Source organism: Candidatus Synechococcus calcipolaris G9 (assembly GCF_029582805.1).
Taxonomy (GTDB): Bacteria; Cyanobacteriota; Cyanobacteriia; order Thermosynechococcales; family Thermosynechococcaceae; genus Synechococcus_F; species Synechococcus_F calcipolaris.
In genome coordinates, this window is record NZ_JAKKUT010000002.1 from 1,730,109 (window position 1) to 1,745,051 (window position 14,943).

A 14,943-nucleotide genomic window follows, 5' to 3' on the forward strand; every position below is an offset into this window, starting at 1 on the left:
TACCTACTTACGCTAAAAACTTTGCTTGTTAAGGAGTTTGAACAAAAATGAAGTTTTGTGTATGTTAGACCTAGCAACTTTTGACACCTATATATTTATGTGATAGGGTGCATTCTATCTTTATGAATAGAGAGTTCTGGCTTTCCATTACTAAATTAGCTAGGCTGCTAATCGCTGCCTAATCAATAGTTATACTGCTCAGCCTGCTGATTGGGACGTACTTGCAGGTTACTTGTGCCAGCGGCTAGATTAATAGCAGATATTTGCTCTAAAAGCATTAAGAATATGAGTCTTCAAACTTCGGAAAAGATCAAGGAATTGAATAAGTGGGTATTACAAGCGTTTGAAGACTCCGTGGTAGAAGACATCCTTAATAATGCAAGGAAAGCGGGCGAAGCTTTATGCAAAGCGGTTATATTGCATCATTATGATGAGATAAAAGGAAGCAAAATAATTCTTGGAGAAGAAAAAATAAATGGCACTGTTAAACGCGAACGTCAGCTAAGTTTTTCTGGGCTAATTGATGTCGTTGTTTATGAACAGGATGAAAACTACATAATTGTTAAGCCAAAGTCTGTTAGAAACAAAATAAAAAATTATTTAGAAACAATCAGAATTCATGGAAATCCTGCTTCTCATGATACAAATGGCCCAAACGATTTGAGCAGTCTAGCAGACGTAAAATTTACCAAGTTTGCCTTAGTCCAACTTATTTCTTGGTTCTATAAAGATTTCATAACTAAGCCTATTCCTCAAAGAATGCTTCAATATATAGGTGGTATCGAGTCCAATTATATTGATACAGAAAAAGAAACAAGCCTTTACGAAGATGTAAGGGGTTTAGATATTGTAAAAATTCAATACCCGAAGCAGAAAGTTCTTTTACAGGCGAAAGTTAATGATCCTCAAAAGAAGATCAGCTATGAGTTTGTGACAGTTGAGGTTGCAAATAGCCTCTTAATTGGTTACGTTTTTGTTAGGAAGAATATTTCAATAAGCATCACTTTGCAGCATTTTCTTGATGAATTAACGTGTAATTTAGCAAATCTAAACATATGCTCTCCACGAGTTATCAGTTCTGACACTGGTAAGGAGGTAAATAGAATAGCTAGCATCCAAGACAAGTTCAAGGAAATAACCAACGATAGCCTATTCAAAATAACAAATTTCTTTTACATCGATGATTTTGTTTGGCAGTATTGCTTATCAGAGTACGCTAAATTGCTCGACCTAGATCTAGAAAATGAACAGTATTTTGTTGATCAGGAACTCTTTCAACTTCAAGACAATCAGTCGATAGAATTAAAGCCTAGTCTTCAATACATGGGACAGATAATTAATTCTCCCGAGAAGCAAGAGCCAGTCAATATAGTTGTAGGACGTGCAGGAGTTGGTAAAACCACCTTTTGTGAACAGGTAGTAAGTTTAGTAAATGGAATCGACAAGAAGAGAGCTTTACTTATTTCTTCTACTGACTTACGTAATGCAAATGCTGATTTTACTGTCAAAAGTTTAACTGATTTGTATAGGCTGTTTGTAAAAGTTAATGAAGTTGACTCCACCGAAGCCTTGGAGTACAACAACTTTGAAATTAATATTAGTTGTGGAAACTTAGTGCTAATTATTGATGGTTTGGATGAAATAGAATCAACATTAAAAGAAAAGTTCGATTTGGATTCTTTTCTTAAATCTGCTATTTCACTCAATGAAGCCTATAAAAGCTGTTCAATTATAATAACTTCAAGAGACTATTATTTGGATAGATATATACTAAAAGATTCTGTAGCTGTATTTTTTCTCCGGGGATTTAGCAATGAGTTAGTTGATAAATATCTAGCTAAAAGGCTCTCTAAGCAAAGAGTTAAAGACGCTCAAAAATATTTGTCAATTTTTGATATTGCTGATCAAAGCCGACACACCCCTCTCTATCTATCATTAGTATGTGATTTAGTAGATCGAGATGAATATAACGAAGATGCTCTCCCTGATATATCGGAAAGCAGCTATTACTATTCCAAGTCAAAACTAGACAATTTAATCTATAAACTCTTGCAGAGAGAGATTGGCAAGCAATCTCTAGAAATCAATTGTGACGACTACTTTGAGTTGATAGTTGAAATTTCTATCAGACATCAAGGCGAGATTTCAAAAAATGACCTAAATGAGTATATTGCAATCTTCTTCCCATCAATTGAACCTACTTCCAATATTGAGTCAGATAAGTACACGCAATTTTATATAAGTCCTCTCTTTTCCTATGATAGAAGTCGAGATACATTTAAGATAAGGTATGATTTTGTAGATCTGTGGGCAAAAGTCAGGTTTGTTTTATCAAACTTTGAAAGAGAGGTTCTTGACGGAGACTTAAAGAGATTATTAGTTGAAATTTACGATGGCTCTTCGGTGCTATTAGAAGAGCTAATTGAGATGAAAAATATTGCTCAGACAGATTACATTGATCATGGCAGTAATATTCTCCAAAAGCTTATAAACGACTACCAAGAGTCTAATAAAAAAACAATTTTGACTCGAAAAGCTATTTCTGGACTTCTATACTTTGTACTTTCAGACAAAAGTAAAAAGACTAAGAGTGATTATTCAAATTACCTTGTTCGGTTATTTAGATCTGACAAGCTAAATCGTCTTTCTATATTTGGGAAATTCTTCCCATTAGACTTTCGTGGAATTCAAGTTCACGAAGGATTTTTTGAGCAGTTTCATGATTTTGAAAAATGTGAGTTTCCTTCTGATTGTACTGTGTTTTATTACTCAACCTTTAAAGGCATAAATCCAAAATTCAGTGCCACTCTTAATTCTTTGCTTTTTGATTCCACCTGTAACCTTAATGAAGATTTAAGAAGGGCTTTTGATGACAGCTTAAGCTCTGCCGGAAATCTTTCTAGCCAAGTTCGTACTAATCTTTATAGAATTCTAAAGGTTGGTTATCGCTCTGGTAGTTTCTCATGGAAATCAGAAAGTATATATAAAATGGCTCCAATTAAAGGACACGTTTCTTTAGTAGAATATCTAAGGTTTCTAACTTTAGAAGGTATATTGGAGAAACGTTCTGAGAGAGCTGGTAATGGTGATGGCTTTATAGTTTCTGCAAACTTCAAAGATGCTGCTAAAAACCTGATAGCGAACAATATCGTGAAACCTGAGTTAGAAACAGCCATCAAGAAAATATTAAAAGATTTTCACGGTTTATAGTAGTAAATAGCGCAGTATAACAATGCCCATGCACCCGATCGTCGAGAGGTTACCTGTTTAAGTTCGAGGTTGTCTTCGGCGTGTGACGGGCATCGTTAGCCTGTAAATTTGGGAATCCTTTGCGTGCAAGAATGTTGCTTTTGACTCATTACTGAAGGAAATAAAGAGTATGGATCAACTCGTGAATAAGATTGCTGCACTTGGTGTACCTGGTCTAGTGCTCGTAGTTGCTATGGCGGTTACAGGTTGGGCGGGTGCTGCTGCATTAACTGCGTCTTTAGCCGTTCTTGGCGGTTCATTTGGGATTCTTGGAGGAATTGCAGTACTTGGAATTCTTGGACTAATCTCAAAAGGTTTATCAGACTATGGGTTTGAAGCTATTTTCAAAGCAACTGTAGACGAGTTAAGGAGAAAAGGTAAGTCCAAAGTCGATATAGAGCGGGAGGTTAAATCATATCCAATTTCACGAGATTTGAAGCTGAAGATCAAGGATTACCTCCGGACAATGGCATAGTTATGGGTTTAGGGCTACTGGGTACTAATTATCAAACTTGGTGGATTGGGCTTCGCAGTGATGCACCCAACCCAATAGGATTGAAGCCAATGAAGGCAGTGGTACAATCAGTGTATGCAGTGTGAGTGGAATGACGACAAAGCGGCGAGCAATCTATCGAAGCATGAAGTCTCGTTTGAGGAAGCAAAAACTGTTTTTGATGATCCTCTCTATGTTGACTTTTACGATCCAGACCATTCTGAAGATGAGGAGCGTTACCTTATCGTTGGACAGTCAAGCCGAGGACGATTATTGATTGTGTCGTACACCGAAAGGGGTGATTCAATACGCCTCATCAGCGCAAGAGAAGTGACACGAATCGAGCGAGAAGCCTATGAAGAGGGATAAGTCAGAAATGGAAGATGATTTACGGGCAGAGTATGACTTCAAGAGCCTCCGAGTCAGAAAGTTAGGTTCTGGAAGAAAAAGCTTTGGTGGAACTACTGTACGGTTAGAGCCTGATGTCGCAGAGATGTTTCCTAGTGCTGATGCGGTTAATGAGGCGCTACGATTCTTGATTAGAGTAATGCGGGATAATCAGGCGATTGCTCCAACGGCACAGGCTAACAATTCAAATGCAGCGGATTGACCGAAGCCGCTTGGGTGGGGTGCAAAGACACTGGCAACCGCTGACCCGAACTGTTAGACCACCACTCTCCTGTTGAGACGTGGAAAAGGTTATTGGCTGGGTTCAATTAACCTAAACATGCTGGCAGGGAAAAAGGCGGTAATCTCCCTGCATGGGAGCTACACTGCGATTCCCTTCTCTTACAAGTAATTGCGCCTACCTACTTAGTTTGTGTTTGTTTATTTGGCTTAATTTGCCTGGATGCAGTTTCCTAATCCAAGGTTTGAATCGTTAATACCTGGGGTGGGGTGGCATCGGCAGGGTAGAGAAAACTGAGGCGAGTTGGCCGGATCTCCCCAGGTTGGAGGGTTAACCGCAGCAGTTCCGGCCCCTGCTCCCCCTGGCGTTGCACTAAATGGACAAATTGGCTTTGGGGTGTGCCCCGATCGTCCCGATAGTGGAGGCGAACCGTTCCCCGAAAAAATATGCGGTTGGGAGGTGTTTCATAGAACCTTAGTCCCGCAGCGGGGGCATCAAATTTGATCGGGGTTTGCAGGCTCACCGTCACGGTTTGGGGTTGGGTTGTATTATTCTGTAGGGGCAAAAATACATCGTACTCAATGCCGTAGTTGCCATGGGCAGCATAGGCCGTATCTGGATAGCGGACGACGAGAGGGGCGGTTTGAATTTGCCCCGTACCCATGGTTCCGCCCACTAGACTACTGAGGGGATAGGAGACCCGTTGCCCAGACTCAGGAATGGTGAGGGGCGTTTGTCCAGGATTTTGCCAGCGAGAGCCGATGCCAACCCCCGCAACCCGGCCATAAACTAAGGGGCCACTGGCTTCGGGGTCACTGGGGGTGCGATCGCGGGGGGTAACAAGGGCACCATTTTTGAGAATGGACTGCCACTCATCGAGGGTGGGCGATCGCTCCTGTTCGGCTTGATCGGTGTCCCTAGGGGCATATAACCCTAAACTGGCTAGATAAATGGGGCCACTACTGCGGGCCCGAATTAAGGTGGAGCGGCCATTGAGGGGCGGTGTTAGGTTCTGGACAGGAATGGGTAGATTCAGGATCAGACGACTTTCTCCCCCTGGAATAATGATTTGATCGGGCAACTCCGGCGATCGCTGCCCACGCAAAACATCATTCATCACCCGATCTCCAGGGCCAGCATAGATCCGACCTAGGGGATTGGGCTGACTAGGGGGTAGGGGAATAAAGGGCGCATCGGGTTGACTTAGATAACTAGCTCCTTGGAGTAGATCCACCGTGACTGGGCGATCGCCCGGATTATGGGCTAAAACCCCCAGGTAAAGCGTTCGCAGATCATTCTCTTGGGGCGGTTTTGCAATGTGGTGGGCAAAAATATCAAATCGACCCCGAAAGGCATAATTGAGATGGGCCTCTGGGGTGATCATGCCCGTGGGTGGGAAGGTTGAAAGCAAAATCCCTTCACTTTGAACCACCTCTGGACTATTACTATTAAAAACCGGCACCCTATCTAAACGACCCGGCAGTGGCAAAATGGGTTGGGGCTGCTCAATAATAACCTGTTCCCCAGAATCCGCTGGATGGGTAGCTAGGGGCGTGAAGGAAAATCCTAGGGCGATCGCCAGGGCCGATAGCCAATACATTCCCAGACGGAAGTTTGAAACCATAGAGAATCTTGAAACCATAGATCTGTGCATGAATCGTGCCTAAGGACTGGGGTCAAACATTGGCTCTATCATAGGCATTGGCTGCATGGCGAAACAGTTCCTGGCCCGTATGCAGATAATAATCATTAAAACACTGGCTAAACCGATCCATCTCCTCCAGTCCATCCCCAATTAGACTTAAGCAATAGAATAAATTTGTCGCCACCTTGGCCACTTCGGTTGGATTGGGCATCATCTGAAAACAGCGTTGGGCAAGGGCTAGGGATTGTTGGCAACGGTCGAGGTAAGATTGAAATTCTGCCATTAGGTCATCATCAAAGGGATCTGCCGCCAAGGCATTCAACTGGGAGGGTAGGGGTTCAAGAATCCCATCAATGAGATGGCAAACCGGATGATACACCTGTGAGAACCACCACTGTAGCTCTAAATCATGGCCACGCTGCGGATTGGGGACGGTTTGCCCTATGGTGCGACATCTTTGCCGCTGCTCATCGTAGCTTTGGCGGTGCTGGGGATCCCCCAATACTTCGTAGGCAGCATTAATTGCGGCCATCCGTTCATGGTTGGCAGCAGTCGTCAAGTTAAGATCGGGGTGAAATTGCTTGACTAAACGGCGATAGGCATCCTTAACCTCTTCCTGGCTAGCCGAAGCGGAAATCTGGAGGATGGTGTAGTAATTGGTGTCTGACATAAAATCCAAAAATAGAAAAACTATAATTTAGTTATAGATCCATGGAAATCCGGTTAAATCACGGCTGTGATCAAGCATATATCGACAGTACAGGAAGCGTCAGTACAGGATCAGTATAGGGTAAGCCATTGACAGAACCGACAGCACAGATTTGTATTCTTGGGGGTGGGTTTGCGGGTCTCTACACCGCCCTTCGCCTTGGCCAACTCCCCTGGGATGACATATCCCAACCCGTCATTACCCTAGTGGATCAGGGCGATCGCTTTGTATTTACCCCCCTCCTATACGAGCTTTTGACGGGAGAACTCCAATCTTGGGAAATTGCGCCCCCCTTTAGTGAACTTCTGAAGGAGACCTCGATCCATTTTATTCAGGCAACGGTTCAGGAGATTCAGACCAAGACGGCTACGGTGCAACTAAATTCGCAGCAAACCAATTTGCAGGAAACCCTAAACTACGATCGCCTAGTGATTGCCCTAGGGGGAGAAACGGCCGTCAGCAATATTCCGGGCATGGGTGAGTATGGCTACCAATTTCGCACCCTAGCAGATGCCTACCGTCTCGATGAGCGGTTACGGGAGCTAGAGGTTTCTGACCAGGATAAAATTCGCATTAGCCTAGTGGGAGCCGGGCCCAGTGGGGTGGAACTGGCCTGCAAACTGGCGGAGCGGCTAGGCAAACGGGGCCGGGTTCGCCTCATCGATCGCAATAGGGAAATTCTGAAATCTTCCCCTAAATTTAATCAAGAAACGGCCCAAAAAGCCCTAGAAGAACGGGGAGTTTGGGTTGACTTGGAGACTACTCCCATCGCCATGGGCCCCAATAGCCTCACCCTCCGCTACAAAGGTGATGTCACCGAAATCCCAGTGGACTTGGTTTTATGGACGATTGGCACCCAGGTGGCCGCGCCCATTCAAAACCTAGATTTAGCGAAAAATGACCAAGGCCGCTTGATCACAACACCCACCCTCCAAGTACCGGATCACGACCAGATTTTTGCCCTGGGTGATGCGGCCTACATCTGCGATCGCGAGGGTCAGCAGATTCCCCAAACTGCCCAAGCTGCGTTCCAACAAGCAGACTATGCCGCCTGGAATATTTGGGCCAGTCTGAACCAACGCCCACTCCTACCCTTTAGCTATTCTCACCTAGGAGAAATGCTCACCCTTGGCAGTGATGCAGCGGCCCTAGCGGGATTAGGTCTGACGTTGGATGGCCCCTTAGCCTACCTAGCGCGACGATTAGCCTATCTCTACCGGATGCCCACCCTAGACCATCAATTAAAAGTTGGCTTAAACTGGGTGTTTCGTCCCCTGATTGAACAATTGACTCGTTGATTTTTCGGGACTGACACATGGATCCTGTTCATGAATATTATTGAAGAGTCCCCCAAACGGCTAATTGTGCGGGAATGGCCCTGGATTGTGCTGATCATTGGCGGGTTGTGTACCGTTACGGGGTTTATCCCCCTCCTTTTTTTGGGACATCATGAATTACTATGCCAGCGATCTAGTGTGGAGGAGGCTAGCGCGGAGGAGGGTGAATGTCAAATCATCAAATCTTCCCTTTTGGGTACTCAAATTCATCGTATGCCTCTCGCTGCCATTGAAGAGGCTCGTCTGAATCGTAATGCTAGGAGTGATACGGCCGATACCTACCAAATGGAGTTAGTGACCCATGAAGGTCATTATGGTTTTGGCCTGCAAACCTCCGATCGCCATTGGCATGAAAGCCTAACCCAGCGTATGAATCGATTTCTGGCAGAGCCAAGTCAGACCCAACTGCGGCAAACTCAAAATAACCTTTGGCTGGGCTTATTCTTTATCTTGAATGGTGTCGGACTTGGCGTTGCCATCCTAGTCATTGGCATTAAAATCCTCACCATTGAAATTGATCAGCGTTTGGGGGTACTCAAGCTCTCTTGGCAGGGTTGTTTGGGTAAGGATGTGAAAGAATATCGGATTTCGATGATTCGTGGGGCGATCGTTGAGTCTAGCTATCTCAGTCGTGGCAATATATACGGTAATAGTGGCTTTGGCTATCGGGTTGCCCTCGTCATGAACTCTGGGGAGCGAGTACCCTTGCGATGGTATTACAGTACCGGCTGGAGCAACAAGGATCATCTGGCCCGAAAAATCCGTCATTTCCTAGGGCTACCAGAAGAATCCGTAGAAATTTGAGTTAGCCATGAGTAAGCCCATCCCACCTTCACCACCTGGATGGAACAAGACCATCAGCGATTTGTATGCTGAGATGGTGCGAGGAGAGCGGGCATCTGTCGGCAGTCCCGAGGTTGACTGGGCACGTGATTACGAGCGCAGACTGATTCCTCCCGACATGCGGTTTCCTCGGAAGGGCGATGTCTATGAGGCGTTGGAGGACATGACCGTTCACTACATGACTTCGTGGGCAGTACCATTTACAGGCGGCGGTGAGGGACTACTCAAGGAGGGTGACAGAGTTATTGTTGATTCTGAGCCACATGACTCCCGTGCTATCAGCACCTACGCCAGTGCTGTTGATTACGAGGCGTTGGAGGCGCGGATTGTGCCGGCCTCAGACCGGAAGGCACCGCAGTATGGCGGCTTTTACTTCTCGTTCAAGACAGTGGACTTGAATCGGAAGTTCAAGTTGGTTAACCAAGAGGAGGATTCTCATGGCTAACCATGCGCTGCGGCGAAACTGGCAGGGGCGTCACAGTTGCAATCGTTGCGTCCCGTGCGCCGAGTCGCTGAGCTTGGGTCGGTAGATCGCCAGGGTGCCTGTGGGAGTGAGATAGCAGATGCAAATAATCTATCTCTTGTTAGCTTAGAATTCCCCTGGGTCTTGCTCAACCAAACAAGGGAGGCCAAAAGTTAAGGGAGGTAGAAGAGGTGAACAATTGTTAACTAACGTTACTCAGACCGATACAAGAGTGTGATCCGGTAAAATAATGTCATCTTCTGGGGATTCAGATAAGCTGTGCCAGTCCGATTTCCCTGTTTTCATCTGGATGCAAGACTGGTTTCTCCATACAGCCGATACCTCTCCTGAAATCACTTTGATCCGTCTTAAATGAGGACAACACTTCCATGCGTCGATTGTTTGCACTGATTCTCATTCTTTGCCTCTGGGTTGGCTTTACCCCTCTGGCATCTGCCGATGTTGCCGGATTAGTCCCCTGCAAGGATTCCCCTGCTTTTCAAAGTCGTGCTGCGGCTGCGGTGAATACCACTGCGGATCCGGCATCGGGCGAAAAACGGTTCGCTCGTTATAGCCAAGCTCTTTGCGGCGAAAATGGACTGCCTCACTTAATCGTGGATGGTCGTTTGAGCCGTGCCGGTGACTTTTTAATTCCGAGTGTATTATTCCTGTACATTACCGGTTGGATTGGCTGGGTGGGTCGCGCCTACCTGATTGCCGCCCGCAAGAGTGGTGATGCCACAGAAAAAGAAATTATTATTGATGTGCCCTTGGCCCTTCAATGTATGTTGACCGGATTCGCCTGGCCCCTAACTGCCCTGAAGGAATTAGCGACCGGCGAGTTAATAGCCAAAGATGGCGACATCACGGTTTCCCCCCGTTAAACGATTACCTTTGAGGAGCTTACTCCAATGCAAACAAAATATCTTTTGACCTATCTCTCTACTGCTCCAGTGATTACCGCCCTCTGGCTAGGGTTCACGGCAGGGCTATTGATTGAATTTAATCGCTTCTTCCCTGATTTACTCTTTCATCCCCTCTAGACCTTACCTTTTGAGGGAAGCTCCGGGGAGTTATACTTTCGCGCTGTACATGGTCAGTTGCGGGAATATGGACTCCCCCCATTAATCAGAAAGAGCATCCCTCAGAATCTCTTAGATCAGATCACTGAGAGCGTTGCTGTTTCAGAATTTGCACCTGTTCAGGGGTGAAAATTTGCAGCATTTCTTGCTGAGTGAGTTGCATCACCTTGGCCAGTTCCACTTTTTGGGCTGGCCGCAAGTTCATTCCCTTCATCGCTTCTTCCGTGGTTTTACCTTGGCGAATGGCGGTTCTAAAGGCCCGGCGTTGGCTTGGCTCTAAAATTGCCATAATGCGATCGTTGGTTTTTAAGGTCAACCTAAGGAGAGATTGGCGTTGTTGTTGGGATAGGTTTAATTGCTGCTGTTGGGCCGGGTTTAATAGGGCACCCCCAGCTTGGGCCTGAACCGGTATGGTTTGGCTACTCATACCTACACCAATGAAGAGCATTAGAGCGATCGCCCAATAGTACCGTTTCATTACGTTCATCACCAAAGCTCCGTGTAACGTTTGAGCCTATTGGATCCATTGTAGTGAATTATCCCTATTCCTAGACGGATAATTTTTTTGTTGGGTCAGAAAACATCTCGCAGCGGCAGTTCAATCCCATCCACAATTGGAACCGGAACTCCTCGGGAAAGATGAAAATAAATCCAATCTTCCAGTAACTCGGTTAAATGGTGGCGACAATCCAGAATGGTATTTCCCTCCGCAACTACCCCATCAAAGCCGGGAATGCAACCATGAATTAAACCATCCTGATGATCGTGTTCGTAAACTGCTCGGGCCATGGCGGCATTCATATAGTCAGACAACAGCATGGCGATCAATCCTAGGAGTTCATATACATTTAGACGTTCTCGGGCGGCAACGAATTCCACGTTTGGTTAATGTTGGCTGCGATCTCATTGCCCTGTTGAACCCGATCGCCCAGGGCCACGCCACCAATATAGTTACTGCATAGGAATAATCCCGGAAGCTGTTTCAGATGGGTCTGAATGGATTCTAATTGTTGACCATAGCCCAGGGTGTACTGGGGAATGGCCCGTTGCCAACGTTTAACCGATAGGAGTCGTCCCTGGTTGGGAGATAGACCAAGTACACGGTGCAGATCCTGTTTCACAATGGCAGCGATCGCCTCAGAGGAGAGAGTGGTCAATTGGGGATCCGTTGCCCCACCAATAAAGCTAGTAAACATCTGCCAACCTGGGGGAGTCCGGCCCGAAAATAAACAGGATGACCAAATGGTTCCTAGGGTACGAATCCCCTGATTACGGGGAATTAAATGGCCAAATCCTGGCCGTTGAGGCGGAACGGCTCCATCAGGATAGGCGAGAACAACGCAGGCAACCCCAGGATAGGGAATGGTTTCTAGGGCATCACTGGCTAAGGTGGCATGGGGCCGTAGTAGGGTTGCGGCAACGTAGGCAGGAATCGCCAAAACCAGCTGATGGGCATGGATGTCTTGATGCCCCTCGGCCCGTTCCACGGTAATGTGAAAGCCGCCATCCCCCAGGGGAGTAATGGATGTAGCCTGTGCCCCTAAATGAATGTGATCCCCTAGACGGGTGGCGATCGCCGTGGGTAAGGTTTCCAATCCTCCTTGAAAGGACCCCAGTTCACCGGGTCGCATTTTTGCAAGGGTCAGTTTTGGGTTGGGTACGGCCGAGGGCTGAGATTTGCGAGTTTGCCGTAGGCGTAGGGCCCCAGGCACCAACCCCCCCCCCCAATTTCTCTAGTTGGACAATGCGCCGAAAGGCTGCGGCCGCACTTAACTGGGCTGGATCACCGGCATAGACCCCCGACACAAAGGGGGCCACCAGTCGCTCCAACACTTCCTGTCCGAGGTGACGTTGGAAAAAATCCGTCACCGATTCATCCCCAGAACCCAGGCGGGGCGGTACAAATCCCACGGACCCAAGGCCCGCCCGTAGTTTCCCCCAGGGGGAGAGCAAACCAGAGGTAATGAGGGATAGGGGTCGGGTGGGTTCTAAGGCATGGAGTTTCTGCTGCCAGTAGATATAGCGAGGTAATTGGCGATCGCCCCGCAGAATCTGATCATTCAGATTTAATTCCGCAATCAATTCCAAGAGGGCCGGGGTTGGGGCAAAACTGGTGGGCCCCTCCTCCCAAAGAAAACCGTCTTCCCTTTGGGTCGTAATGTTTCCACCCACCCGATCTCCCGCTTCAATCACCTGGACAGAGCGATCGGGCGCCAGTTGATGAAGCCGCCAGGCCACCGTCAAACCACTAATGCCAGCCCCAATGACTAGGCAATCAACCGTTGCTGACCCTACCACTCCCTAATTCCCCATCCAAAATGAGTTAAACCTAAAACCGCTTAAACAAGGTATCCAGATATACCCGAGCCGTGCGGCGATCGCAATCTCCATTTTGCAGCAAAAAGAGCGACAATGCCGCCACAAACACCCGATCCTGATCCCAGTCGGGATGGCTCTCCAAGTAAAACTTAAGGGTTTCGTGTAGGTCTTCCGGAATTTCCGCCAGAATACTAATCGTTGCCTGAGCATTCATAACAATCTTTACCCCATCTGTAGTGCACCAATAGGCCCTAACCCAAAAACTCACCCTGTGGAAACCTGTGGAAAACTCCATGACAAACTTCGGGATAACCCCAGGCAAAAGTGCCCGAAGTCCCCATTTGTGCTTTTGCAGCAGGCTCTAAGGTGAGTTCAGAAAAACCTAGTGGAATTACATTTTGTGATCTGTCGTTGGGACTGTCAATGTGAACTGGATAACATTTTGCGATCGCCACTAACGCAAGAATGCGGGTTTCAGCGGGTCATCGTTCCTTGACTCAGTAAAAATAAGGCAGATCCTCGGTAATCCCCAAAAAGACAGCAACCATCGATTCTACCGTTGCCCCCTGTGGAAAACTTTTGGGAAACTTGTGGAAAACTCCTGAATCTCTGGGGAAAGCTTGGGGAAATATTCCCAAAAATGGGGGGAATACCCTCTCTGGTCAAGAATCTACAAAAGTCATGAAACCTTAACTTATATGGTTAAAATATTACAAATATGCTAAGTAAACCCTGTGTCGGCGATCGCTGGATTATGATGTAAGCTACGCGATCATAGGCCTCAACCATGAAAAAATCCTTTAAGTTCTTTAGCCTTGCCCTAGGAACCCTAAGCTATATTGCTGTTACAACCTCTGGGAGCTTTGCTAAACCCAATGTGGTTCTTGAGTCGCCATCTAATCCTGAAGTAGACATTGTGGCTGCGAGTCGGCCGGAGGTATCGCCCCAATTAAGCCAGGCGGTTTTGAATATGGAGGGCCGCCTCAAAAAAGAGTTTGATGATTATTTTGGCCGAGACTTGGCGGAGGTGACCCAAGCACCGGAGGACATGGCCGTCACCCTTGCCAAAATTAGTGAAGCCACTGGCAGTAAAACCGCCGTGATGTGGGTGATTCCACGGGAAGCTGACCTCCACCTCGTCTTAATTACCCCCAACCAGCCCCCCATTGTCCGGGATTTAGAGGATGTGCCCAAGGATGTTCTTTTCCCGGTAGCAGAAACCTTTCAACGGGACATCTCCAGCCCTTTAACTCAGCAACCCAGCCTAGTCGCTGCCCAACAACTCTATGAGTGGATTATTGGCCCCTACGAAGAAGACTTTCTCAAACCCCAAGGCATTGAAACCATTCTCTTTTGTCTGGGGGCGGGGGTACGTACCATGCCCTTTGCTGCCCTCCACGATGGGGAGCAATTTTTAATTGAGAAATACACCCTCAGCCGCATTCCTGCCTTTAACCTGATCAGTATGGAGCCAGGGAATGTACGCCGTCCGCGCATCTTAGCCATGGGAGCTTCAGAATTTCCCAATCAGAGTCCCTTACCAGCGGTTCCGGTGGAAATTAATACGATTTTGCAACAGGTGCAAACCGGAAATCAGCGGGTACGCACCCAAGGGTTGTTAAATCGCTCCTTTACGATGCGTAATTTAGAGCGTAATTTGCGGCGACAACGGCCAGATATTGTTCACCTAGCAACCCATGCTGAGTTCTTGCCCGGCAAACCCAGTAATTCCTACATTCAGCTATGGGATGATCGCCTTGGCCTGGATCAGGTGGATCAGGTGGAGTGGCGTTTACCGATGCTAGAACTACTCGTCTTGAGTGCTTGCCGCACCGCCGTGGGCGATCGGGATGCGGAGTTAGGGTTTGCGGGTCTGGCCCTACAATCGGGGGTAAAATCTGTCCTAGCCAGTCTTTGGTATGTGGATGACCTAGGGACTCTAGCCTTGATGAGTGAATTTTATGGCCAACTGCCCCAGGAAGCAACCAAGGGAGAGGCCCTTCGCCAAGCCCAACTCAATTTACTCAATCAAACCGTGAAGGTGGAAAATCGTCAGCTAGAACTTTCCCAGACCCAAGTTGCATTGCCCAATACCCTCACTCGCATGGGGGACATTGATTTTAGTCATCCCCGCTACTGGGCGGCCTTCACCATGATTAGTAGTCCCTGGTAGGT

Annotated in this window: 17 protein-coding genes; 10 read left to right on the top strand and 7 right to left on the bottom strand. The window is 47.0% G+C overall.

All coding sequences use genetic code 11. The features are described from left to right. Window positions 1-285: 285 nt before the first annotated feature. The 4 genes from L3556_RS11365 (at window position 286) to L3556_RS11380 (ending at window position 4,352) form a co-directional block, all read left to right on the top strand. Window positions 286-3,210, top strand: a complete 2,925-nt coding sequence (locus L3556_RS11365) for an NACHT domain-containing protein (protein ID WP_277867384.1) — start codon at window positions 286-288, stop codon at window positions 3,208-3,210. A gap of 169 nt (window positions 3,211-3,379) precedes the next feature. Continuing rightward, window positions 3,380-3,724 carry a hypothetical protein gene (locus L3556_RS11370; RefSeq protein ID WP_277867385.1) on the top strand — a complete coding sequence of 115 codons (345 nt, stop codon included), beginning with the start codon at window positions 3,380-3,382 and terminating at the stop codon, window positions 3,722-3,724. Between the two features lie 114 nt (window positions 3,725-3,838). Continuing rightward, on the top strand, window positions 3,839-4,111 hold the full coding sequence (locus L3556_RS11375) for a BrnT family toxin (RefSeq protein WP_277867386.1): 273 nt from the start codon (window positions 3,839-3,841) through the stop codon (window positions 4,109-4,111). A gap of 7 nt (window positions 4,112-4,118) precedes the next feature. Further along, window positions 4,119-4,352: a hypothetical protein gene (locus L3556_RS11380; protein ID WP_277867387.1), complete on the top strand. Its 234-nt coding sequence runs from the start codon at window positions 4,119-4,121 to the stop codon at window positions 4,350-4,352. Between the two features lie 250 nt (window positions 4,353-4,602). On the opposite strand, the gene L3556_RS11385 is transcribed toward L3556_RS11380, so the two are convergent. Further along, on the bottom strand, window positions 4,603-5,994 hold the full coding sequence (locus L3556_RS11385) for a DUF3370 domain-containing protein (protein ID WP_277867388.1): 1,392 nt from the start codon (window positions 5,992-5,994) through the stop codon (window positions 4,603-4,605). Between the two features lie 52 nt (window positions 5,995-6,046). Further along, on the bottom strand, window positions 6,047-6,685 hold the full coding sequence (locus L3556_RS11390; RefSeq protein WP_277867389.1) for a J domain-containing protein: 639 nt from the start codon (window positions 6,683-6,685) through the stop codon (window positions 6,047-6,049). A 128-nt stretch (window positions 6,686-6,813) separates the two neighbouring features. Here L3556_RS11390 and L3556_RS11395 point away from each other — a divergent pair, with 128 nt between their 5' ends. The 5 genes from L3556_RS11395 (at window position 6,814) to psaJ (ending at window position 10,410) form a co-directional block, all read left to right on the top strand. Then, window positions 6,814-8,022, top strand: a complete 1,209-nt coding sequence (locus L3556_RS11395; protein ID WP_277867390.1) for an NAD(P)/FAD-dependent oxidoreductase — start codon at window positions 6,814-6,816, stop codon at window positions 8,020-8,022. Window positions 8,023-8,052: 30 nt separating this feature from the next. Then, window positions 8,053-8,865, top strand: a complete 813-nt coding sequence (locus tag L3556_RS11400; RefSeq protein WP_277867391.1) for a hypothetical protein — start codon at window positions 8,053-8,055, stop codon at window positions 8,863-8,865. 7 nt (window positions 8,866-8,872) lie between these two features. Beyond that, entirely contained in the window at window positions 8,873-9,349 is a 477-nt protein-coding gene (locus tag L3556_RS11405) for a hypothetical protein (protein WP_277867392.1), read from the top strand. Between the two features lie 407 nt (window positions 9,350-9,756). Beyond that, window positions 9,757-10,251: a Photosystem I reaction center subunit III gene (locus tag L3556_RS11410; RefSeq protein ID WP_277867393.1), complete on the top strand. Its 495-nt coding sequence runs from the start codon at window positions 9,757-9,759 to the stop codon at window positions 10,249-10,251. Between the two features lie 27 nt (window positions 10,252-10,278). Then, window positions 10,279-10,410, top strand: coding sequence for a photosystem I reaction center subunit IX (gene psaJ / locus L3556_RS11415; RefSeq protein ID WP_277867394.1), 132 nt, complete (start codon window positions 10,279-10,281; stop codon window positions 10,408-10,410). Between the two features lie 121 nt (window positions 10,411-10,531). Here psaJ and L3556_RS11420 read toward each other — a convergent pair whose 3' ends face one another. The 5 genes from L3556_RS11420 to L3556_RS11440 form a co-directional block, all read right to left on the bottom strand. Continuing rightward, a complete protein-coding gene (locus tag L3556_RS11420; RefSeq protein ID WP_277867395.1) occupies window positions 10,532-10,927 on the bottom strand; it encodes a hypothetical protein in 396 nt (131 codons plus the stop codon). Window positions 10,928-11,022: 95 nt separating this feature from the next. Next, entirely contained in the window at window positions 11,023-11,328 is a 306-nt protein-coding gene (locus L3556_RS11425; protein ID WP_277867396.1) for a type II toxin-antitoxin system HicB family antitoxin, read from the bottom strand. Then, window positions 11,298-12,161: a protoporphyrinogen oxidase gene (gene hemG / locus L3556_RS11430; protein ID WP_277867397.1), complete on the bottom strand. Its 864-nt coding sequence runs from the start codon at window positions 12,159-12,161 to the stop codon at window positions 11,298-11,300. The genes L3556_RS11425 and hemG (L3556_RS11430) overlap by 31 nt, the downstream gene beginning before the upstream one ends. Then, the gene (gene hemG / locus L3556_RS11435; RefSeq protein WP_277867398.1) at window positions 12,067-12,747 is read right to left on the bottom strand and encodes a protoporphyrinogen oxidase; all 681 of its coding nucleotides are present in this window, start codon (window positions 12,745-12,747) and stop codon (window positions 12,067-12,069) included. Before hemG (L3556_RS11435) ends, hemG (L3556_RS11430) begins: the two co-directional genes overlap by 95 nt. A gap of 31 nt (window positions 12,748-12,778) precedes the next feature. Continuing rightward, window positions 12,779-12,982 (bottom strand): DUF2811 domain-containing protein, encoded by a 204-nt coding sequence (locus tag L3556_RS11440; RefSeq protein WP_277867399.1) that lies wholly within the window; start codon window positions 12,980-12,982, stop codon window positions 12,779-12,781. A gap of 573 nt (window positions 12,983-13,555) precedes the next feature. Here L3556_RS11440 and L3556_RS11445 point away from each other — a divergent pair. Next, complete coding sequence (locus L3556_RS11445; RefSeq protein ID WP_277867400.1) at window positions 13,556-14,941, top strand: CHAT domain-containing protein; 1,386 nt, start codon at window positions 13,556-13,558, stop codon at window positions 14,939-14,941. Window positions 14,942-14,943: the final 2 nt, after the last annotated feature.